The following is a 21680-nucleotide window of genomic DNA, read 5'->3' as shown; positions in this document are numbered from 1 at the left end:
CGGAGCGTCCACGCAGGCAAGGGAGCAGAGGGAGCATGAGCAGCCGTACCGTCATCCGCGGTGGCCTCGTCATCACCGCGTCCGACGAGATCCACGCCGACGTCCTGATCGAGGACGGCCGCATCGCCGCCCTCGCCGCGTCCGGCACCCCGGCCGCCGGGGCATGGACGGCCGAGCGCACCATCGACGCCACCGGAAAGTACGTGATCCCGGGCGGCGTCGACGCCCACACCCACATGGAGCTGCCGTTCGGCGGCACCTTCGCCTCCGACACCTTCGAGACCGGCACCCGGGCCGCCGCCTGGGGAGGCACGACCACGATCGTCGACTTCGCCGTCCAGGGCGTCGGCCACACCCTGCGCGAGGGGCTGGACGCCTGGCACGCCAAGGCCGAGGGCAACTGCGCCGTCGACTACGCCTTCCACATGATCGTCTCCGATGTGAACCAGGAGACGCTCAAGGAGATGGACCTGCTGGTCGAGGAGGGTGTCACCTCCTTCAAGCAGTTCATGGCCTACCCGGGCGTCTTCTACAGCGACGACGGCCAGATCCTGCGCGCCATGCAGCGCTCCGCCGACAACGGCGGCCTGATCATGATGCACGCCGAGAACGGCATCGCCATCGACGTGCTCGTCGAACAGGCGCTGGCCCGCGGCGAGACCGACCCGCGCCACCACGGCGAGGTCCGCAAGGCCCTGCTGGAGGCCGAGGCCACGCACCGCGCCATCAGGCTCGCCCAGGTCGCGGGCGCGGCCCTGTACGTGGTGCACGTCTCCGCGCAGGAGGCGGTCGCCGAGCTGGCCAGGGCACGCGACGAGGGGCTCCCCGTCTTCGGCGAGACCTGCCCCCAGTACCTCTTCCTGTCCACCGACAGCCTCGCCGAGCCGGACTTCGAGGGCGCCAAGTACGTGTGCTCGACGCCACTGCGGCCGAAGGAGCACCAGGCGGCCCTGTGGAAGGGCCTGCGCACCAACGACCTCCAGGTGGTCTCCACCGACCACTGCCCCTTCTGCTTCGTGGGCCAGAAGGAGCTGGGACGGGGCGACTTCTCGAAGATCCCCAACGGCCTGCCGGGCGTCGAGAACCGCATGGACCTGCTCCACCAGGCCGTCGTCGACGGGCACATCTCGCGCCGCCGCTGGATCGAGATCGCCTGCGCCACGCCGGCCCGGATGTTCGGCCTCTACCCGAAGAAGGGCACCATCGCCCCCGGCGCGGACGCCGACGTCGTCATCTACGACCCGCACGCCGAACAGGTCATGTCGGCGCAGACCCACCACATGAACGTCGACTACTCGGCGTACGAGGGCAAGCGGACGACCGGCTGGGTCGAGACCGTCCTCTCACGGGGTGAACTCGTCATCGACGGACGGGAGTTCACCGGACGCGCGGGTCACGGTGTCTACACCCCCCGCTCCACCTGCCAGTACCTCGACTAGGAGTGGCGCACCATGGACTTCGGACTCGTCCTGCAGACCGACCCGCCGGCCTCGCGTGTCATCGGCCTGATGCAGCGGGCCGAGCGCAACGGGTTCAGCCACGGCTGGACCTTCGACTCGGCCGTGCTGTGGCAGGAACCGTTCGTGATCTACAGTCAGATCCTGGCGAACACGGAACACCTGACGGTCGGCCCGATGGTGACCAACCCGGGAACCCGCACCTGGGAGGTCACCGCCTCCACGTTCGCCACGCTCAACGACATGTTCGGCAACCGCACGGTGTGCGGCATCGGCCGCGGCGACTCGGCGATGCGCGTCGCCGGCCGCAAACCCAACACGCTGGCTCGCATCAGCGAGGCGATGAAGGTCATCCGGGCGCTGGGCCGCGGCGAGGAGGCCGACCTCGGCGGCACCGTGATCAAGTTCCCGTGGATCAGGCCCGGTGCCGAACTGCCGGTCTGGATGGCGGCCTACGGGCCCAAAGCCCTGAAGATGACCGGCGAGCAGGCGGACGGTTTCATCCTCCAGCTGGCCGACCTCTATCTGACCGAGTACATGGTCAAGGCCGTCAAGGAGGCGGCCGTGGCCGCGGGGCGCGACCCGTCCGAGGTCACGATCTGCGTGGCCGCCCCGGCCTACGTCACCGAGGACGACTCGCCCGAGGCGCTGGCCCACGCGCGGGATCAGTGCCGCTGGTTCGGCGGCATGGTCGGCAACCATGTGGCCGACCTCGTCGCCAGGTACGGCGAGCACTCCTCCGCCGTCCCCGACGAACTCACCGACTACATCAAGGCGCGCGAGGGCTACGACTACGCCCACCACGGGCGCAGCGGGAACCCGGACACCGCGTTCGTGCCCGACGCGATCGTCGACCGGTTCTGTGTCATCGGCCCGGTCGAGAAGCACATCGAGAAACTGACCGCCCTGCGCGATCTGGGCGTCGACCAGTTCGCCGTCTACGACATGCACGACGCGCAGGAAGCCGTCATCGACGTGTACGGAAGGGAGGTCATTCCCGCCGTCAACGGCTAGTGGCTCCAGGGCCTGGTGGCTCCAGGGCCCTTCGCCCCACCCCTCCCCGTGCGTCCCCTCCCCGTACGTCCCCTTCCCACCTCCCCGGGAGGGGGACCCAGGGCGCTTCTCGCGCACCCCCCATCGGCGCCGCCCCGCACGGCCTTTCCCGGCCCACCTCATGATTGGCCTGCTCATGACCGACACCACTCCCACGGCGATACCGCCGTCCGCCCAAGTCACCCTCCCCGACGGGCGCGTGGAGATCGCCCAGGGCTCCCCGCTGCCGAGCGGCCCGTACGCCAACGAGGACCTGCTCCCGGTCCCCGTCGAGAAGCGCACCTGGACCACGTACAACTTCTCCGCGCTGTGGGTCGGCATGGCCCACAACACGGCCTCCTGGACCCTCGCCTCCGGCCTGATCGCCGTCGGCATGGACTGGAAGCAGGCGGTGCTCACCATCGCCCTGGCCAATGTGATCGTGCTGGTGCCGATGCTGCTCACGGGGCACGCCGGACCCAAGTACGGCATCCCCTTCCCCGTCTTCGCCCGCGCCTCCTTCGGTGTGCGCGGCGCCAACCTGCCCGCCGTGGTACGGGCGTTGGTGGCATGCGGCTGGTTCGGCATCCAGACCTGGATCGGCGGTGAGGCGATCTACTTCCTCGCCGGCAAGCTCATCGGTGACAACTGGGCGAACGCGTCGAAGATCGGCGGCTACGCCTGGACGATGTGGCTGTCCTTCGCGATCTTCTGGGCGCTGCAGGTCGTCATCATCTACCGCGGCATGGAGACCATCCGCCGCTTCGAGAACTGGGCGGCGCCCTTCGTGCTCGTCGGCGCCTTCGTGATGCTGGGATGGATGAGCAACAAGGCCGGCGGCTTCGGCCCGCTGTTCGACCAGCCCTCCAGGCTGGGCTGGGGCGAGGACTTCTGGAAGCTGTTCGCGCCCTCCCTCATGGGCATGATCGGCTTCTGGTCGACGCTGTCGCTGAACATCCCGGACTTCACCCGGTACGGCAGAAGCCAGAAGGCCCAGACCTGGGGCCAGTCGCTCGGCCTGCCGACCACGATGACCCTGTTCGCGTTCCTGTCGGTGCTGGTCACCTCGGGCTCGCAGGCGGTGTACGGCGAACCCGTCTGGGACCCGGTGCAGTTGGCCGCCAAGACGGACAACACGGTCGGTCTGCTCTACGCCCTGGTGACCGTCCTCGTGGCGACCCTGTCCGTGAACATCGCCGCCAACATGGTCTCGCCGGCGTTCGACTTCTCCAACATCGCGCCCCGGCACATCAGTTTCCGCGCCGGCGCCCTCGCCACCTGCGTCCTCGGCGTGCTCATCTTCCCGTGGAAGCTGTACTCCGACCCGCAGGGCTACATCTTCACCTGGCTCGGCCTGGTCGGCGGTCTGCTCGGCACGGTGGCCGGCATCCTCATCGCCGACTACTGGATCCTGCGCCGCACCCGGCTGGACCTGTCCGAGCTGTACCGCTCGGGCGGCCGCTACTGGTACCAGGGCGGCTGGAACTGGCGGGCGGTGGTGGCCTTCGCGGCGGGTGGCGTGCTGGCGGTCGGCGGCGCGGACTTCCATCCGCTGATCGACGGCCGCCCCGTCCCGGCCCTCAAGTCGCTCGCCGACTACGGCTGGGCGGTCGGCCTCGGCACGTCGATGCTGCTGTACGTGCTGCTCATGCTCGCGCGCGGCCGGGAGGAGACCACCGTCTGACCGGCGCCCGGGCAGGGGGGCGGTCAGCTCGTCGTCCGACCGTTCCCCAGCGCGGCCACCGCGGCCTTGGCGGCCTTGATGGCACCCTTGTTGATCTCCTCCGTGGCGGGCGCCTTCTTCGTCTCGAAGTCGCTGCCGTTGTAGGTGACGGCCACGAGCGCGTTGGACGCGCGGACCAGCACGACCCCCTCACGGGTCTGCTGCTTGTCCTCGGTGCTGAGGTTCACCACCGAGTAGGCCGCGTCGCCGAGACCGGGCACCGTCCCTCCGCCGCTCTTCTCCGAGATGCGCTCCCCGTACGACTTCTGCGCCTGCGCCTGCGAGTCCATGATCTCGAAGGTCACGTCGAGCCACCGGTAGTCGTAGCCCTTGAGCGCGTTCCAGGAGCAGGTGCGCCGTACCGACCTGTCCGTGGAGGGGATCTCCTCTCCCGCCGGCTTGGCGCCGGGGACCAGCGACTTGACCGTCGCCGCGGGCAGGCTCGGGCACGGGGCGGGCGCGGCGGTGTACTTCTTGGCCACGGGGGACGCACCGGGCGCGGAGACACCGCCGGAGTTCCGGGCGCTCTGGGTGGACCGCGCCGACTCGTGGTCGGTGGCCGGGGCCGCGGCGAGCGGCCCGGACGACAGGGCCCAGCCCGCGGAGGCGAGCACGGCGACCGGCAGCAGTCGCGCGGTCAGAGCGAGCGGCAGCGGAAGAGAATGCACGGCGCACTTCTCGTGGGGGGACGGTGCGGAGCGAGTCCACACTGCGGACGGGGACGCCAGTGTCACATGACTCTCTGTGGGGCGGAAGGGCGAACTCGCTCCGTGCCTGTGCGGTGACTGTGCATCATGCCGGCACGCCCGCCCGCGCCGTGCCCGGTTCGCTCGGCGGTGTCCGGATCGGTCCGGCACCGAATCCCTTGCGGCGCCGCACCCGCGCCCGGCGGTGAGTTGACGGCCACGGGGAAGAACACCCGCTGCCCGCGGCCGTGGACCGCGCCGCGTCCCGCATCGTCCAGGAGGCTCCGGCGAACGAGTCCGGCCCGGTGCGGGCGCGTACCACCTGATCCGCAAACGCGCACAAGTGATCCGGGCGCCGGGCCGTCACCACCCGGCGCCCGGACGACCTCCCGGCCGCCGCGCCGCTCACACGGCGAGCATCACCGCGAAGGCCAGGAAGAACGCGGCCACCAGCACCGTGAGGACGAGGATCGCGGTCATCGGTGCCTTGGCCCAACCGCGTGTGCGGTCATAGCTCTGCTTCGGGGCGGCACCCGAGATGCAGCTCTCACCGGGCGGGGTCTCGCCCGGCGGCACCCCGCCCGGCTCCACGCCCAGGGGCCGCGCCGGCCCGGGGCCGGGCGAGGTCCCGGGCGCCGGCTCGGGGGCGCGGTAGCGCACGTCCTGCGTGCCCCCCGGTTCCCTGTCCTGATCCATGTGGTTCATACCCACTGAATACCCCCACCAGGGGATGTCACCCGCTCATAACGGGAGGAAAAGGATCGATCGCTCGGTACTCCACCGGCGGCCCGCTCGGCGGCTGCCGCACCGTGGTGGCCGCCCTCCCCGTGGCCGTACCGTGGTCGCGTCCCGTCCCCGCCCCGCAGCGCCAGGACCACCGGCGCGCGCGACCATCGAGGTGAGAGATGCGGTTCACCACCCGGCCCACGCTCCAGGGCACCTTCGGCATGGCGTCCTCCACCCACTGGCTGGCCTCGCAGTCGGCGATGGCCGTGCTGGAGGGCGGCGGCAACGCGTACGACGCGGCCGTGGCCGGGGCCTTCGTCCTGCACGTCGTGGAGCCGCACCTGAACGGGCCCGCCGGTGAGGTCCCCGTCATCCTCGCCCCGGCGGGCGGCGAGGTGCGGGTGCTGTGCGGGCAGGGGGTCGCGCCCGCCGCGGCCACGATCGATCACTACAGGGGACTCGGTCTGGATCTCGTACCCGGTACCGGGCCGCTCGCCGCGGCCGTGCCCGGGGCGTTCGACGCCTGGATGCTCCTGCTGCGCGACCACGGCACCAAGTCCCTCGCCGACGTCCTGTCGTACGCCATCGGCTACGCCGAACACGGGCACGCCCCCCTGGAGCGCGTCGGCGAGACCGTCGAAAGCGTGCGCCGGCTGTTCGAGACGGAGTGGACGTCGTCGGCCGAGGTGTACCTGCCGGGCGGACGGCCGCCGCGGCCCGGCGCGCTGCTGCGCAATCCCGCCCTGGCCGCCACGTGGAAGCGACTGCTCGCCGAGGTGTCCGGGGCGGGCGACCGGACGGCGCAGATCGAGGCGGCACGGGAGGTGTGGCGGTCCGGATTCATCGCCGACGCCCTGGTGCGGCAGGCGCAGCGGCCCACCATGGACACCACCGGAGAACGTCACGCGGGCACCCTGACGGCCGCGGACCTGGCGGGTTGGTCCGCCTCCTACGAGGCTCCGGCGACCTACGACTGGAACGGCTGGACCGTGTGCAAGGCGGGCCCCTGGAGCCAGGGCCCCGCCCTGCTGCAGCAGCTCGCCCTGCTCCCGGCCGAGCTGCCGCCCTACGGCTCCGCGCCGTACGTCCACCTGCTGATCGAGGGCTGCAAGCTGGCCATGGCCGACCGCGAGGCGTGGTACGGCGACGCGGCCGACGTGCCGCTCGGGGACCTGCTGTCGGACGCCTACAACGCCGAGCGGCGCGCCCTGATCGGCGAGAAGGCGTCGTACGAGCTGCGGCCCGGCGCCCCCGGGGGCCGCGTTCCGCGGCTGAGCGAGTACGCGCGCGTGGTGGCCACCGGAGAGCCGCGCTTCGACCCCCTGGGGGCGGGCGAGCCCACGGTGGCCCGCGCGGCCGGGAGCGGGGAGCCGACCGTGGCGTCGGACGGGAGCACCCGCGGCGACACCTGCCACCTGGACATCGTCGACCGCTGGGGCAACATGATCGCGGCCACGCCCAGCGGCGGCTGGCTCCAGTCCAACCCGGTCGTGCCCGAACTCGGCTTCCCGCTGGGCACCCGCCTCCAGATGAGCTGGCTGGACGAGGGCCTGCCCAACTCCCTCACACCCGGCCGCCGCCCCCGCACCACCCTCACCCCCTCGATCGCGCTGCGTGACGGGGAACCGGTCCTGGCGTTCGGTACGCCGGGCGGCGACCAGCAGGACCAGTGGCAGACGCACTTCTTCCTGGCGGTCACCCTGCGCCCGCCGGTCCGCGGCGGGCTCGACCTCCAGGGCGCCATCGACGCCCCGAACTGGCACAACGACGGCTTCCCGGGCTCCTTCTACCCGCGCGGTATGCGCCCGGGCAGCGTCACCGTCGAGTCCCGCATGGACCCCGCGGTCGTCGAGGAACTGCGTCGGCGCGGCCACGACGTCACTGTGGGTGACCCCTGGTCCGAGGGTCGGCTGTGCGCGGTGGCCCGGGACCCGGAGACGGGCGTGCTGTCGGCGGCGGCGAATCCCCGCGTCATGCAGGGGTACGCGGTCGGGCGCTGAATCCGCGCGCCGCGCAGCCTGGTTTTCACACCGATTCCACCCGCCGTGCACCGGCTCGGGGAGGAATGTCAGAGGCTCGTGCTCTCATGGAGTCATGATCGAAGACATGGAAACCATCGAGGAGTTTCTCGCCCACGGCACGTCCGACGTCGAGGACGCCGTCCGCAAGGCCGCCGGCATGGAGATCATGCCGCGCTTCCGGCAGCTCGCCGCGCACGAGGTCGACGAGAAGAACGGCCCGCACGACCTGGTCACGGACGCCGACCGCAAGGCCGAGGCGTATCTGACCGAGGCGCTCGCCAAGATGCTGCCCGGCTCGGTCGTGGTGGGCGAGGAGGCGGTCCACGCGAACCCCGCGACGTACGACGCGATCCGCGGCGAGGCCCCGGTCTGGATCATCGACCCGGTCGACGGCACCCGCCAGTTCGTCCACGGCGATCCCGGATTCTGCACGCTGGTGGCGCTCGCGCTGAGGGGCGTCGTGCACGCCTCGTGGACCTACGCGCCGGCCCTGGAGCGGTTCGCCACGGCGACGCGGGGCGGGGGCGCGTTCCTCGACGGCGAGCGCCTGCGGTCCGGCTCGCCCGAGCCCGACCGCGACCTGGAGGTGGCCACGTCCCACCCGTACTACACGACGGACGAGCAGAAGCGCGCGCTGCTCGGCCTGCAGACGGAGGGCGTCCGCGCGCGCTCGTGCGGCTCGGCGGGCCTGGAATACCTCCACATCGCGCAGGGCCGACTGGACGCCACGGCCTTCTCATGGGAGGCGGCCTGGGACCACGCGGCGGGACTCCTGCTGGTCGAGGAGGCGGGCGGCGCACACGTGACGCTGACGGGCGAACGGTTCCGCGTCACGGGCGGCAACGCCCTGCCGTTCACCGCCGCCCGGGACGAGGCCACGGCACGCCGGGTGGTGGAGCTGTTGTCCGGCACGGTCTGACCCGGGCCGGTGGGGGCACCGCCCGACCGGGGGCGGAGCACCGCCGGAGCGGAACCCGTCGCCTCATCAGAAGGCGGCCACCCGCGCCCCGCGGGGCGCCGGTCCACCGGCATATGCTGATCTCCGAAGGCCCATATCCTGATCCTCAGAGGCCGTCGGCTGACGAAGGAGTCCGAAGGTGCCGTCGATGCTCGATGCGGTCGTGGTGGGGGCGGGGCCCAACGGGCTGACGGCTGCCGTGGAGCTGGCCCGCCGCGGCTTCTCCGTGGCGGTCTTCGAGGCGCGCGACACCATCGGCGGGGGCGCCCGCACCGAGGAGCTGACACTGCCCGGCTTCCGGCACGATCCGTGCTCCGCGGCGCACCCCCTGGGCATCAACTCGCCCGCCTTCAGGGCGCTCCCCCTGCACCGGTACGGCCTGGAGTGGCTGCACGCCGAACTGCCCATGGCGCACCCCTTCCCCGACGGTACGGCCGCGGTGCTGTCCCGGTCCGTGGCGGAGACGGCCGCGTCCTTCGGCCCCCGCGACGCGGGGACGTACCGGCGGCTCGTGGAGCCCTTCCTGCACCGCTGGGACACTCTGGCCCGCGACTTCATGTCCCTGCCGCTCACGGCCCTCCCACGGGACCCGGTCACCCTGGCCCGCTTCGGTCTCGTCGGCCTGCCCCCGTCGACGTGGCTGATGCGCCGCTTCCGCGACGAGCGGGCGAAAACGCTGTTCTCCGGGCTCGTCGCCCATGTGATCGCCCCGCTCGACGGGTTCGCCACCGGCGCGATCGGACTGGTCTTCGCGCTGGCCGCGCACGCCCGCGGCTGGCCTGTGGCCCGTGGCGGCTCCCAGTCCGTCTCGGACGCCCTCGCCGCCTATCTCAAGGACCTCGGCGGCGCCCTGCACACCGACTACGAGGTCAAGCGCCTCGACGACCTGCCCCCGGCCCGCGCGTACGTCTTCGACACCTCGCCCACCGCACTGGCTCGGATCGCGGGATTCGGCAGGTACTACGAGGGCTACCGCTACGGCCCGGGCGTCTTCAAGATCGACTATGCGCTCGACGGCCCCGTGCCGTGGACGGCCGAGGAGGCGCGCGCCGCCGGCACCGTGCAGATCGGGGCGGACAGCGCGGAGATCGGCGCGGCCCTGCGCGCCGCGTCAAGGGAGGGCCGTGCGCCGGACAAGCCGTTCCTGATCACCGTGCAGCCCAGCGTCGTCGATCCCACCCGGGCCCCCGAGGGCAAGCAGGTCTTCTGGGCCTACGGCCATGTGCCGAACGGCTGGACCGGCGACCTCACCGACGCCATGGAACGCCAACTGGAGCGTTTCGCCCCGGGGTTCCGCGACCGCGTCCTGGCCCGTGCCACCGCGGGGCCGCCCGAACTGGCCGCCCGCAACGCCAACTACGTCGGCGGGGACATCGCCTCCGGCGCGGCGTCCGGACTCCAGCTCCTCCTCCGCCCCAAGCTCTCGCTGTCCCCTTACGGCACCCCCCACCCGGCCGTCTTCCTCTGCTCCTCGGCCACCCCGCCGGGGCCCGGCGTACACGGCATGTCGGGCCACAACGCGGCGAAGGCCGTCTGGCGGAGGCTGCGCCGGACATGACCGCCATCACGCTGCTCCAGGGCGACATCACCCGGCAGAGCGCCGACGCGATCGTCAACGCGGCCAACTCCTCGCTGCTCGGCGGGGGAGGGGTGGACGGAGCGATCCACCGGCGCGGCGGCCCCGCGATCCTGAAGGACTGCCGCAGACTCCGGGCCTCCCTTCCCCAAGCTCTCAACTGCGTTCGAGCAGGGGAGACCCCAATCGGCAAGGGACTCCGCACCGGCCAGGCCGTCGCGACCACGGCGGGGAACCTGGACGCGCGCTGGGTGATCCACACGGTGGGCCCGCGGTTCTCCCCCCACGAGGACCGCTCGGCCCTGCTGGCCTCGTGCTACCGGGAGGCGCTGCGCGTCGCCGACGAACTCGGCGCCCGCACGGTCGCGTTCCCGGCCGTCTCCGCCGGCATCTACGGCTGGCCGCTGGAGGACGCCGCCAGGATCGCGGTGGAGACGGTACGGGCCGTGGCGACGGAGGTCGAGGAGGTCAGGTTCGTCCTGTTCGACGAGCGGGCGTACGGGGCGTTCGCCGAGCAACTGGGCTGACGGTCCACGGACGGCCTCCCCGGCGGCGTGCGCTCTGGCCGTATTGCGTCGGAGCGCCCGAGGCACGGCCGGCCCGGCGGCGGATCGCGCGGCGGGTATGGGCTGCTCAGCCCTTGCGCGGGTGAGGTCGCCCCCTCTATAACGATCCTGCAGGCTTCGGTGGGGATGGCCGGAAATGACAGCCAGCCGCCGGCCAGGGGGGTCCTCAACTCCGCCGGGTTCAGCACGAGAACACGCAGACCGACGGAGACGTGAGGACATGCCCGACAACGCCTTTCGCGACGCCATGACCCGCCTGGCCATCGACCCGGCCTTCCGAGCCGAACTCGACGGTGACATCGACGCGGTGTCACGAAGACTCGGCCTGACGCCCGAGCAGGTGGCCGAACTCCGTCGGCTCCGCGTCGAGTCCGGCCCGGCCGAGGGGCCGGCCGCGCTCGACGCCAGGCTGTCCAAGTCGTCCCTGTTCTTCGGGAGCGCGGCCCACGCCCTGGCGCACCACGACGTGTCCGCGGACCACATACCGGTCGATCATGCGCCGACCGACCACGGCGCGCAGGACGCCGGGGCGCCGGACGCCGGTGCGGACGTCGCCGGTCCCGGGGAGTACCGGGGCCACAGCGGGGGGCTGGACGGGGCGGCGTCCGACAGCCTCAGCCTGATCGGCCGTACGCTCGACAGCACCTCCCCGGGCGGCGACGCCCTGCCGGGCGGCCCCGGCGGCTCGGGCGACTTCGGCGACTTCGGCGACTTCGGTTCGTTCGACGACGTCGGCGGTGCCCTGGGCGGCGCCGGACATGACGCCGCGGGGCTCGCGGGCGCCCACGGAGGTGAAGGCGGCCTCGGCGGTGGTCTGGACGGCGGTTCCGGCGGTACCGGCGCCGACTTCGGGGGCTTCGGCGGGGGCGAGGGCGGCCTCGGTGGTCTCGGGGGTCCCGGTGGTGGCGCCGAAGGCGGCTTCGGCGGCTTTGGGGGCTTCGGCGGGGACGGCGGTTCCGGAGGCGGCTTTGGGGGCTTCGGCGGGGACGGCGGTTCCGGAGGCGGCTTTGGGGGCTTCGGCGGGGACGGCGGTTCCGGAGGTGACTTCGGCGGCTTCGGCGGGGACGGCGGCGAGGGCGGTTCCGGCGGCTTCGGTGGCCTCGGTGGGCATGGCGAGGGCGGTTCCGGAGGTGACTTCGGCGGTTTCGGCCGGCCGGGCGGAGCCGAGGGCGGTTTCGGCGGCGGCGAGGGCGGTTTCGGCGGTTCCGGCGGCGAGCACGGGGGCGACGCCGGCCACTTCGGTCACGGCGGCATCTACGAGCGCGGCGAAGGCGGCGACGGCGGTGGCGAGGGCGGCGGTGGCGGCGGCGAAGGGGGAGGCGGCGGTGGCGGCGACCAGGAGAACACCGGTCGGCGGCCCGGCGGCGGCGGTGAAGGCGGGGGCGGCAGCGGGGGCGGTGAGGGCGGGGGCGGTGACGAGGGCTCCGGTCACGGTCACGGCGGTTCGTCCGGCGGCGGGGACGGCGGCGGTGAAGGCGGGGGCGGCAGCGGCGGCGGTGAGGGCGGGGGCGGTGACGAGGGCTCCGGTCACGGTCACGGCGGTTTGTCCGGCGGCGGAGAGGGCGGTGGCGACGGCGGCGGTGGTGACGGCGGTGGCGGTGAGGGCGGCGACGGCGGCAGCCAGGAGAACACCGGCCGGCGACCCGGCGGCGGTTCGTCCGGCGGTGGCGAGGGCGGCGGCGACGGCGGTGGCGAAGGCGGCGGTCGCGCAGGCGTCCTCGGCGGTTTCGAGGCCACGCGCGGTGGCGTGACGACCCCCGGTACCGACGGTCTGCGCGGGCACCTGGCGCCCTCCGGCCCCGGCGGCGCGGCGTCCGGCGGCGGCCTTTCCGGCGGCGCGTTCACCAGCGGTTCCGGAGCAGGCTGAGCCGAATGCTGTGCCATGTGTGTCGCGTTCACCTGCGGCGCGACTTCCCGTACTGCCTGCACTGCGGCACCCTCCGCCGTGACGCGGCGCCGACCTCGTTCGCCGCGCCCCAGCTGCGTGGCGTGGACGATCCCACCCTGCTCGTACCGCTGACCGGTCCGGTGACGACGCTGGGCCGGGGCGCGGACAACGACGTCGTCCTGTCCGACGGCAGCGTCTCGCGCCGGCACGCCCGGATCGTGCGCACCGCGGAGGGCTTCCGCGTCGAGGACCTGGACTCGTTCAACGGCACGGCGGTCGGCGGTGCGGACCTGCACGGCGGTTCGGCGCGGCTCGCCGACGGCGCCCAGCTGTCCGTCGGTGACGTCCGCCTGGTGTTCGAGCAGCCCCGCGATGCCCGGATCGGCTCACGCACCGTGGTCGCCGGCACCCAGCTGACCCGGCTGCCCGTCGCGCTCGAGGAGGAGGCGCCGGAGGCGGCCGGCCCCCTCACCGCGCGGCCCCGCCGTCGCTCCGGGTGGGCTCTCAAACAAGTACCCACGGACCGTGGGGAACCCCACTGGGTGCTGAGCAACACGCGCACCGGTGCCTATCTGCGGCTGGACGAGCGCGAGGTGTTCCTCTGGAACGCGGTGGACGGCGACAACACCGTACGGGACCTGCTGTTCGCCTACGCGGACCGCTTCGGCGAGCTGGCGCTGCCGCGGATCGAGGCCGCGCTGGCGGTGTTCGCGGACGCGGGGCTGCTGCGCGGCCTGCCGGGCCGCCCCGAACAGGAGAAGACCACGGGCTGGCGGCGGGCCCGGCGGGCCGTGTACCGGGCCCTGCTGCGGCTGGAGGTGTCCGTACCGGGCCTCGACGGCGTCATGACCCGCCTGTACGGCGCGTTCGGCTGGAGGTTCTTCACCCGGACCGGGGTGACGCTCGTCTGGCTGTCCGTCATCGGCGGCCTGGTCGCCTTCTTCGCAGCGCAGCGACGCCAGCACCTGCTGGACTTCGCCGGGGCCGGCGCCTGGGGACCGGTGGCGCTGGCCGCGGGCTACGTCTCGGCCCTGGTGGTCCACGAGACGACACACGCGCTGGCCGTGAAGTCGTACGGCCGCAGGGTCCGGCGCGGCGGGTTCCTGCTCATGATGGGGATGCCCTTCGCGTTCGTGGACACGAGCGACATGTGGTTCGGCACCCGCTGGTCGCGCGTCGTGGTGGCGCTGTCGGGTCCGGTCGCGACGGCGGCCCTGGCGGGCTGGTGTGCCACGGGCGCCGCGTACCTCCCGGCCGGCCCGGTCTCGGCGGTGCTGTTCCATCTGGCCTTCGGGCTCTACCTGAACACCCTCTACAACTTCAATCCCCTGATGCCGCTGGACGGTTACCAGGCGCTGACCGACGCGCTGCGTGTGCCACGGCTGCGTGAGGAGGCGAGCGCCTACTTCCGCAGGGGACTCTGGCGGGACCTCCGGGCGGGCCGCAGGCCGGGACCGCGCCAGGCGGGCATGGCCGCCTATGGTCTCGCGGTCGTCGTCGGGACGTACGGTTTCCTGGTCCTCGCCCTGCTGGCGTGGCGTTCCCGGCTGGGGGACCTGCTGCAGGGGCGGGTGCCCCCGCCGTGGGACTCGGTGATCGTGGCCGTCGTGGTGGGCCTGGTGGCGTTCCCGGTGTGGGCCGGGTCGGCGCGGTGGCTGGTACGCCTGGTGCGGCGGCGGCGCGGAGCCGGCGGCGGCCAGGCGTCGCCCGCGATCGCCGGCACCGCCGCGGAGGGGGCGGCATGACGAGGGCCGGCGCGCCGGAGGGCGGCATGGCGGACGGCGCCGGTGGACGGGGCGGCGCGCCGGAGAGCGGCACGGTGGACGGCGCCGCTGGACGGGCCGGTGCGCGGGGTGACGGACAGTGGGCCGTCCCCGGGTACCTTGCCGTGCGTACGCTCGGTGAGGGCGCCGGCGGCCGCGTGGTACTGGCCCGGCACACGGCGACGGGCGTCCCGGTCGCGGTCAAGTACCTCAGTGACCGTCTCCGCGATGACCAGGAGTTCCTCGCCCGCTTCCGGGCCGAGGCACGGCTGCTCGGTGACCTGCGGCACCCGTGCGTGGTGCGGCTGTACGAATACGTGGAGGCGCGGCGGGGCGCGGCGATCGTCATGGAGGCGGTGAACGGGGTCAGCCTCCGTGAGCTGCTGCGCACGCGCGGCGCGACCGGCCCGGAGGCCGCCCTCGTCCTGCTGAAGGGTTCCCTGCTGGGGCTCGGCGCGGCCCACGCGGCCGGGGTGGTCCACCGCGACTACAAGCCGGAGAACGTACTGGTCCGTCCCGACGGCTCCAGCGCGCTGGCCGACTTCGGCATCGCCGTGCGCGCCGGCCGCGAGACGGAGGCCGCCGGTACACCCGCCTACATGGCGCCCGAGCAGTGGCGGGGGGAGCCGGCGGGCCCGGCAGGCGACGTGTACGCCGCGGCGGCGGTGTTCTTCGAGTGCCTGACCGGCCGTCGGCCGTTCACCGCTGACGACGCCTCGGCGCTGCGACTGCAGCACCTGCGGGCCCCCGTCGCGCTGGACGACGTACCCGCCCCGGTACGGGGCCTGCTGCGCAAGGGCCTGGCCAAGGACCCGGCGGACCGGCCCGGGATCGAGGCGTTCCTCGCCGATCTCGAACGGGCCGCCACCGAGGGCTACGGCGTCGGCTGGGAGCAGCGCGGACGCCGACGGCTCTCCGAACTCGCCGCCCTGGCACCCCTGTTGTTTTCCTTCGCCACCGCATCCGCCGTCCACGAGGCCACGCGGGCGCTGACCGTGCTGGGCCGGCTGAAGCGCGGCGGCTGGAAGGCGGCTGCCGGGGCGGCCGCGCTGGCCGTGGTCGCCGGTGCGGTGACCTCCGCGACGGCCGGTTCGCACGACACCACGACGACGGTGGCCAGTTCGACGCCGTCCGGGTCCCCTGGCGTGACCTCTTCCTCCTCGCCTTCCCCCTCGTCGTCCGTCTCGCCCGGCACGGCCACGCCGACGGCCGGCGGATCACCCTCCGGCGCCGCCCCGGTGGGCCCGGCGCCGAGCAGCTCGCCCGGCACCCCTTCCGCGACCGGCGCACCGCCCGCGTCGGCGCCCTCCCCGACGACCGCGGCCGTGAGCCCGGCCGCGCCGACGCCGGGCACGGTGACCCTCACCATCGACTCCTGGCGCCGGGGCCAGAACCCCAGCACGCTGGTCGCCGACGTCACCGTCCGCACCACCGGCACCGGGCCCCTGATGCTGACGGCGGACTTCTACGTCAGCACGCCCGCCAACCCCTACGGTTCCCGCACACAAACGCTGTCGGGCAGCACGCGGTACACCGCGAGCTTCGAGGCCGACTTCTCCAACCACCCGTGCGGGGGCACATGGGACGTCGCCCTCACGAGCAGTCCGCAGGCCGCGAACGGACCGCAGACGGCCTCCGCGGACGCGCCACCGTGCTGAGCGACCACGGCGTGGAGGCGCCGGTACCGTGCACCGAGGAGAACAGACCGACATGACGACAGTCGCCGCGGTCGCCGGACGACCCCTTTCGGTCTGGTCACGCGACAGCCGCTGGGGCACCTGGTACGCCCTGTGCCCGCAGCCCGGCGGCGCACAGCCGCTGGGCGCGCTGCGCCTCGACCGCGCCCTGCTCACGCCGGAGGGAGCACGCGAGCGGCTGGCGGCCGCGGTGCTCGCCGTGGACAGACTCCGGCTGCCCGGGGTACTGGGCACGGTCGACCTCGTCGCGGAGGCCGGGGAGGTGTGGCTGATCACCGCCCGCCCGCCGGCTCCCACACTTGCCGACGTCCTCTCCGCCGACGTCCTCTCCGCCGACGGACCGCGCCCGGACGCGGGCAGCGCGGCGAGCATCCTCAACGAGAGCGCACAGACGTTGCTCGCCCTGCACACGGCCGGACTGGCGCATGGATCGCTCGCCGCGCACACCGTGGTCCTCGCCCCGAACGGGACCGCCCTGCTCGCCGAGCCGGCGCTGGCCGACGCGCTGGGCGACGCGCGCGCGGCATCCGCCCGGCGCGACGACATCGCGGCCTGGGCCGCGCTCGCCCGGACGCTCGGCGACGCCTGGGCGGCGGCCGGCACACCGGCGGCGGACCTGTTCGCCCGCTGCTCCGGCACCGCCGAGTCCGAGGGCTTGGCCGCCGCGCGGGCGGTGCTCGTCGCCGGACGCGAGGCGCTCCCCGCGGGCTTCCTGCAGCGCACCGCGCTGCGCGCCGCGGCAGCCGCCGCCTTCCCGGACATCGCCCCGCCGTCGACGGAGGACGCCCGTCCGGCGGTGGCCGACACCCCCGCCGCGCGGACCTCACACGCGTCTCCGTCTCCTTCTCCGTCTCCTACTCTGTCTCCTTCCCCGTCCCCGTCCCCTTCCCCGTCCCCTTCCCCGTCTCCGTCCCCGTCCCCGTCCCCGTCCCCTTCCCCGTCCCCGTCCCCGTCTCCGTCTCCGTCTCCGTCTCCGTCCCAGGATCCTGAGGCCCGGCAGGTTCCGGTCCCCGGCCCGCAGGTTCCCGACCCGGACGAGGGGGCAGCCGTCCCGGGGCGGACCGGCGATGCGGGCGGCCCTTCCGGCTCGGACGGGCGGGCCACCGTCGCGCTCCCGGCCGCCGACGGGGAGGGTACGGTGGCGGACCGGCGGCCCCCGGCCGTGGACGGCGGGGCCGCGGTCGCGGGACGGGAGGTCACCGTCGCGGACGAGCAGGTCACCGTCCCGGGGCGGGGCGAGCGCGGCCCGCGCGCCGCTGTGGACGAGCAGGCCACCGTCCTGGGCAAGCGGAACCGCGCCTCCGACGCGCTGCGTGCACCGGCCACGGACGAGGACCCGGGCGGGGAGGGCGACGGCGAGATCCTGCTGCGCTTCGGCCCAGGCGTCCCCGGCGGCGAGCAGCCCGCCCTCACCACCCCGTGGCAGGCGGCCGACAGCCGCGGCCGCGGCCGCAGCCGACGAGGACGCCGACGCGCCTGGTTCGTGGCGACGGTGATCCTGACGGCCGTCGCCGTCGTGCTCTGGCTGTTGCTGCTGCGTCCGACCGCCGGACCGGCCGTCACGGCCGCCGAGGTACAGGCGCCCACCCGGCAGCTGCACTGCGGTCAGACCGCCGATGTCGTCGGCGTCATGATCACCGACGGCCGCGCCGGCCCGGTGACCTACCGCTGGCTGCGCAGCGACGGCCATGACACCGGGGAACTGACCTACACGGCCGGCCGCGGCGACCGGACAGCCACCGTGCACCTCCGCTGGACGGTCCGCGGCCCCGGCCGCTTCCGGGGCACCGCCCGCCTCCAGGTCCTGCACCCGCGCGGTACGGGCCGTGCGAGCGCCCCGCTGGAGGCGGAGGGAACCATCCGGTACTCCTGCCCCTGAGGGGCGGCGCCGGGCCACCCGGCGGCGATCCCGGTAACGGCTGGTCCGGCCACGTACATGTCGCATTCCCGCCAGCCCAGGCTCCGCCCATGTCCGATGCTGGAGCCATGCGGAACGGGATGCACCACGACAAGGAGCGCTGCCTGCGAGCCGTCCGGTCCAAGGACGCCCGCTTCGACGGCTGGTTCTTCACGGCGGTCCTGACCACGCGGATCTACTGCCGGCCCAGCTGCCCGGCCGTGCCGCCGAAGCCGGAGAACATGACGTTCTACCCGAGCGCGGCCGCCTGCCAGCAGGCCGGGTTCCGGGCCTGCAAGCGCTGCCGCCCGGACACCAGTCCCGGCTCCCCGGAGTGGAACCACCGCGCCGACCTCGTCGCCCGCGCCATGCGGCTCATCGCCGACGGCGTCGTCGACCGCGAGGGCGTGCCGGGTCTCGCCGCCCGTCTCGGCTACAGCACCCGCCAGATCGAGCGCCAGCTGCTCACCGAACTCGGCGCCGGACCCCTCGCGCTCGCCCGGGCCCAGCGCGCCCAGACCGCCCGGCTGCTCATCGAGACGACCGCGCTGCCGATGGCGGAGATCGCGTTCGCGGCCGGGTTCTCCTCGATCCGCACCTTCAACGAGACCGTCCGCGAGGTCTTCGCGCTCTCCCCGAGCGAACTGCGCGACCGCCTGCCGCGGACGACGGCGATCGCCCCCGGCGTCCTGAGCCTGCGGCTGCCGTTCCGCACCCCGCTCAACCCCGACAACCTCTTCGGCCACCTCGCCGCGACCGCCGTACCCGGCGTGGAGGAGTGGCGGGACGGCGCCTACCGGCGCACGCTGCGGCTGCCGTTCGGCCACGGAATCGTGGCGCTGACCCCGCAGGCCGACCACATCGCATGCCGTCTCACCCTGAGCGACCTGCGCGACCTGCCCGTCGCCATCAGCCGCTGCCGCCGCATGCTCGACCTGGACGCGGACCCGGTCGCGGTCGACGACCGGCTGCGCACGGATCCGGTGCTCGCGCCCCTGGTGGACAAGGCCCCCGGCCGCCGGGTGCCGCGTACCGTCGACGAGGCCGAGTTCGCCGTGCGGGCGGTTCTGGGGCAGCAGGTCTCCACGGCCGCCGCCCGCACCCACGCGGCCCGCCTCGTCACCGCCCACGGGGAACCGGTCCACGATCCCGAAGGCGGCCTCACCCACCTGTTCCCCGCGCCCGATGCTCTCGCGGCGCTCGACCCGGCGACGCTGGCGATGCCGCGCACCCGCCGCACCACGTTCGCCACGCTGGTCCGGCAACTCGCCGACGGGTCGCTCCGCCTGGGCATCGAGAGCGACTGGGAGGACAGCCGTGCCCGGCTGCTCGCCCTGCCCGGCTTCGGCCCCTGGACGGTCGACGTGATCGCCATGCGCGCCCTCGGTGACCCCGACGCCTTCCTGCCGACCGACCTCGGCATCCGGCGCGCGGCGCGGGAGTTGGACCTGCCGTCCACCCCCGCGGCGCTCACGGCACGCGCGGCGGCCTGGCGGCCGTGGCGGGCGTACGCGGTCCAGTACCTGTGGGCGACGGACGGTCACCCGATCAACTTCCTTCCCGTGTGAGGATGTTCCCATGAAGCAGCACCCCGCGGCGCAGCATTCCGCGACGCAGCACACCGTGCTCGACAGCCCGTACGGCCCCCTGACGCTGATCGCCACGGACGGTGTCCTGTCCGGTCTCTACATGGTGGGTCAGCGTCACCGCCCGCCCGAGGAGACCTTCGGCGAGCGCGACGACACGCCCTTCGACGAGGCGGCAGACCAGCTGGCGGCCTATTTCGCAGGCGAGTTGAAGGAGTTCACCCTGGAACTGCGCCTGGTGGGGACGCCGTTCCAGCGCAGCGTGTGGGAGCAGTTGCGCCGGATCCCCTACGGCGAGACCCGCTCGTACGGCGAGCTGGCCGAGGTCCTGGGCAGTCCGCGCGCCTCGCGCGCCGTCGGACTCGCCAACGGCAGGAACCCGATCGGCATCATCGTGCCCTGCCACCGCGTGGTGGGGGCGAACGGTGGCCTGACGGGCTACGGCGGCGGCCTGGACCGCAAGAAGCGCCTGCTGGACTTCGAGAGCGGCACGGCCCTCTTCTGAGCGTCGCCCTCGTCGCGACGTCCTTCTGTCGGACGGCACCGAGCAGGACGAGGGGCACGGCGGGCACCGGACGCAGGCAACCGCGGCGGTCGTCCGGGCGGTGAGAGCGGCTCGTCAGCCCGGCGCCTGCGTGCTGAGCCGGCGCAGCAGTCCGGGCAGGGCCGTGCCGATGGGTTCGCGGAGCACCTCGTCGGCCAGGTCGTCGTACGGTGTCGGTTCGGCGTTGACGACGACCAGGCGCGCGCCGTGGTCGGCGGCCACGCCCGCCAGTCCGGCCGCGGGCTGGACCTGCAGGCTGGTGCCGACCGCGATGAACACGGTGCACGCCTTGGTGATCGCGAGGGCCTCACCGAGGACGACGGGGTCGAGCCGTTCGCCGAACATCACCGTGGCCGATTTGAGGATCCCGCCGCATTCCAGGCAGGGAGGGTCGTCCTCCCCGGCTTCGACCCGGGCGAGCGCGTCCTCCATGGGCCCCCGCGCATGACAGCCCGTGCAGACGACGCTGCGGACCGTGCCGTGGAGTTCGAGGACCTTGCGGGCGGGCATCCCGGCGAGCTGGTGCAGCCCGTCGACGTTCTGCGTGATGACCCGCACGGCCGTGCCGGACCGCTCCAGCTCGGCCACCGCGCGGTGCGCGGCGTTCGGCTCGGCCGTCAGCGCCCGGTTCTTGCGCCGCATCTGCCACGAGCGCCGCCGGATCTCCGGATCGCCCATGTAGTACGCGTACGTCACGAGCTTCTCCGCCTCGGGATCCCGTCGCCACAGGCCGTTGGGTCCGCGATAGTCGGGGATCCCGGAATCGGTGGAGATACCGGCACCGCTCAGGATGGCGACGAGGGGCTTGCTCATGTGACCGAGGGTAGGCCGGGCGATCCGGGCACGGCGAACGGATATCGGCTCCGGCCGGTGGCGGAGGAGGCGCCGCTCCGGGCCGCCGGGGTGCCCGCCGTCAACCGACCCGGTGGCCGTTCTCCAGCTCCGCCGTGCCCGTGCCCTCGTCCAGTGCGTTCAGGGCGGCCAGGACACGCAGCCCCAGCTCGTGCGGCAGGTACTCGGTGAGTTCGTCGCGCGGCACGAGCCGCCAGGACAGCAGCTCCTCCTCCTGCAGACGGATCGCCTTGATGTGGTCCTCGCCGAGCACCCCGCCGTCGTACAGATACGCCGCCAAGGGCGGCCGCCCCACCCCGTGCACCCAGTCCACCGCGAGCAGCCGCCCGAGCTCGACGTCGAGCCCGATCTCCTCGGCGGTCTCCCGCCGGGCACCCTGCCGCGGTGTCTCCCCGTCGTCCGACTCGATCGTCCCACCCGGAAGCGCCCACCCGTCACGGTAGTTGGGCTCGACGAGCAGCACCCGCCCCTCGGCGTCGCGGAAGAGCGCGGCGGCGCCGGCGATGATGCGGGGCAGGGAGGCGATGTACGCGGCGAAGTCTGGAGTGCTCATCCCGGCAGCCTAACCAGCACCCGGGCCGCACCTCACGAGTATGATCCCCTGCGCCTCCCCCCGACCTTCGTGCGCCCCTCACGCTCCCACGACCACGGTCTGCAGCAGAGCCGCCATGCCCATGACCTGTGGTCATACTGAGACGCGCGGCAGGC

Annotated in this window: 16 protein-coding genes and 1 pseudogene; 12 read left to right on the top strand and 5 right to left on the bottom strand. The window is 73.6% G+C overall.

Annotated features, from left to right (window positions below; genetic code table 11):
- Positions 1-35 precede the first annotated feature (35 nt).
- From hydA to ACFYMU_RS02920, 3 genes are all read left to right on the top strand, one after another.
- On the top strand, positions 36-1439 hold the full coding sequence (gene hydA / locus ACFYMU_RS02930) for a dihydropyrimidinase (RefSeq protein ID WP_388367042.1): 1404 nt from the start codon (positions 36-38) through the stop codon (positions 1437-1439).
- 12 nt (positions 1440-1451) lie between these two features.
- Positions 1452-2471: a TIGR03842 family LLM class F420-dependent oxidoreductase gene (locus ACFYMU_RS02925; RefSeq protein ID WP_388367040.1), complete on the top strand. Its 1020-nt coding sequence runs from the start codon at positions 1452-1454 to the stop codon at positions 2469-2471.
- A gap of 175 nt (positions 2472-2646) precedes the next feature.
- Positions 2647-4173 (top strand): NCS1 family nucleobase:cation symporter-1, encoded by a 1527-nt coding sequence (locus ACFYMU_RS02920; RefSeq protein WP_388367038.1) that lies wholly within the window; start codon positions 2647-2649, stop codon positions 4171-4173.
- Positions 4174-4196: 23 nt separating this feature from the next.
- On the opposite strand, the gene ACFYMU_RS02915 is transcribed toward ACFYMU_RS02920, so the two are convergent.
- Both ACFYMU_RS02915 and ACFYMU_RS02910 read right to left on the bottom strand, forming a co-directional pair.
- Complete coding sequence (locus tag ACFYMU_RS02915; protein WP_388367036.1) at positions 4197-4880, bottom strand: hypothetical protein; 684 nt, start codon at positions 4878-4880, stop codon at positions 4197-4199.
- Positions 4881-5303: 423 nt separating this feature from the next.
- The gene (locus ACFYMU_RS02910) at positions 5304-5603 is read right to left on the bottom strand and encodes a DUF6480 family protein (protein WP_388367034.1); all 300 of its coding nucleotides are present in this window, start codon (positions 5601-5603) and stop codon (positions 5304-5306) included.
- Positions 5604-5803: 200 nt separating this feature from the next.
- On the opposite strand from ACFYMU_RS02910, the gene ACFYMU_RS02905 reads away from it, so the two are divergent.
- The 7 genes from ACFYMU_RS02905 to ACFYMU_RS02875 all read left to right on the top strand — a co-directional run bounded on the left by ACFYMU_RS02905 (position 5804) and on the right by ACFYMU_RS02875 (position 16054).
- Positions 5804-7624, top strand: a complete 1821-nt coding sequence (locus tag ACFYMU_RS02905; protein ID WP_388367032.1) for a gamma-glutamyltransferase family protein — start codon at positions 5804-5806, stop codon at positions 7622-7624.
- A gap of 94 nt (positions 7625-7718) precedes the next feature.
- A complete protein-coding gene (locus ACFYMU_RS02900) occupies positions 7719-8564 on the top strand; it encodes an inositol monophosphatase family protein (RefSeq protein WP_388367030.1) in 846 nt (281 codons plus the stop codon).
- Positions 8565-8751: 187 nt separating this feature from the next.
- Complete coding sequence (locus ACFYMU_RS02895; protein WP_388367028.1) at positions 8752-10161, top strand: phytoene desaturase family protein; 1410 nt, start codon at positions 8752-8754, stop codon at positions 10159-10161.
- Positions 10158-10706 (top strand): O-acetyl-ADP-ribose deacetylase, encoded by a 549-nt coding sequence (locus tag ACFYMU_RS02890; protein ID WP_388367026.1) that lies wholly within the window; start codon positions 10158-10160, stop codon positions 10704-10706. Before ACFYMU_RS02895 ends, ACFYMU_RS02890 begins: the two co-directional genes overlap by 4 nt.
- A 259-nt stretch (positions 10707-10965) precedes the next feature.
- Positions 10966-12612 carry a hypothetical protein gene (locus ACFYMU_RS02885; RefSeq protein ID WP_388367024.1) on the top strand — a complete coding sequence of 549 codons (1647 nt, stop codon included), beginning with the start codon at positions 10966-10968 and terminating at the stop codon, positions 12610-12612.
- 17 nt (positions 12613-12629) lie between these two features.
- Complete coding sequence (locus ACFYMU_RS02880) at positions 12630-14378, top strand: FHA domain-containing protein (protein ID WP_388367022.1); 1749 nt, start codon at positions 12630-12632, stop codon at positions 14376-14378.
- A complete protein-coding gene (locus ACFYMU_RS02875; protein ID WP_388367020.1) occupies positions 14375-16054 on the top strand; it encodes a protein kinase in 1680 nt (559 codons plus the stop codon). Before ACFYMU_RS02880 ends, ACFYMU_RS02875 begins: the two co-directional genes overlap by 4 nt.
- An 894-nt stretch (positions 16055-16948) precedes the next feature.
- Here the strand turns inward: ACFYMU_RS02875 and ACFYMU_RS02870 are convergent.
- Positions 16949-17197, bottom strand: a pseudogene (locus ACFYMU_RS02870) (protease); the annotation flags it as partial.
- An 882-nt stretch (positions 17198-18079) separates the two neighbouring features.
- On the opposite strand from ACFYMU_RS02870, the gene ACFYMU_RS02865 reads away from it, so the two are divergent.
- Both ACFYMU_RS02865 and ACFYMU_RS02860 read left to right on the top strand, forming a co-directional pair.
- On the top strand, positions 18080-19558 hold the full coding sequence (locus ACFYMU_RS02865; RefSeq protein ID WP_388367962.1) for an AlkA N-terminal domain-containing protein: 1479 nt from the start codon (positions 18080-18082) through the stop codon (positions 19556-19558).
- A gap of 10 nt (positions 19559-19568) precedes the next feature.
- Positions 19569-20081, top strand: coding sequence for a methylated-DNA--[protein]-cysteine S-methyltransferase (locus ACFYMU_RS02860; protein ID WP_388367018.1), 513 nt, complete (start codon positions 19569-19571; stop codon positions 20079-20081).
- Between the two features lie 114 nt (positions 20082-20195).
- On the opposite strand, the gene ACFYMU_RS02855 is transcribed toward ACFYMU_RS02860, so the two are convergent.
- Complete coding sequence (locus ACFYMU_RS02855) at positions 20196-20933, bottom strand: NAD-dependent deacetylase (protein WP_388367016.1); 738 nt, start codon at positions 20931-20933, stop codon at positions 20196-20198.
- 100 nt (positions 20934-21033) lie between these two features.
- The gene (locus ACFYMU_RS02850; protein WP_388367014.1) at positions 21034-21525 is read right to left on the bottom strand and encodes an NUDIX domain-containing protein; all 492 of its coding nucleotides are present in this window, start codon (positions 21523-21525) and stop codon (positions 21034-21036) included.
- Between the last annotated feature and the right edge of the window lie 155 nt (positions 21526-21680).

The organism is Streptomyces sp. NPDC007264, from assembly GCF_042869095.1.
Lineage (GTDB): Bacteria > Actinomycetota > Actinomycetes > Streptomycetales > Streptomycetaceae > Streptomyces.
The sequence above is the reverse complement of the archived record's forward strand: the minus strand, read 5'-3'. Positions and strand labels throughout refer to the sequence as shown.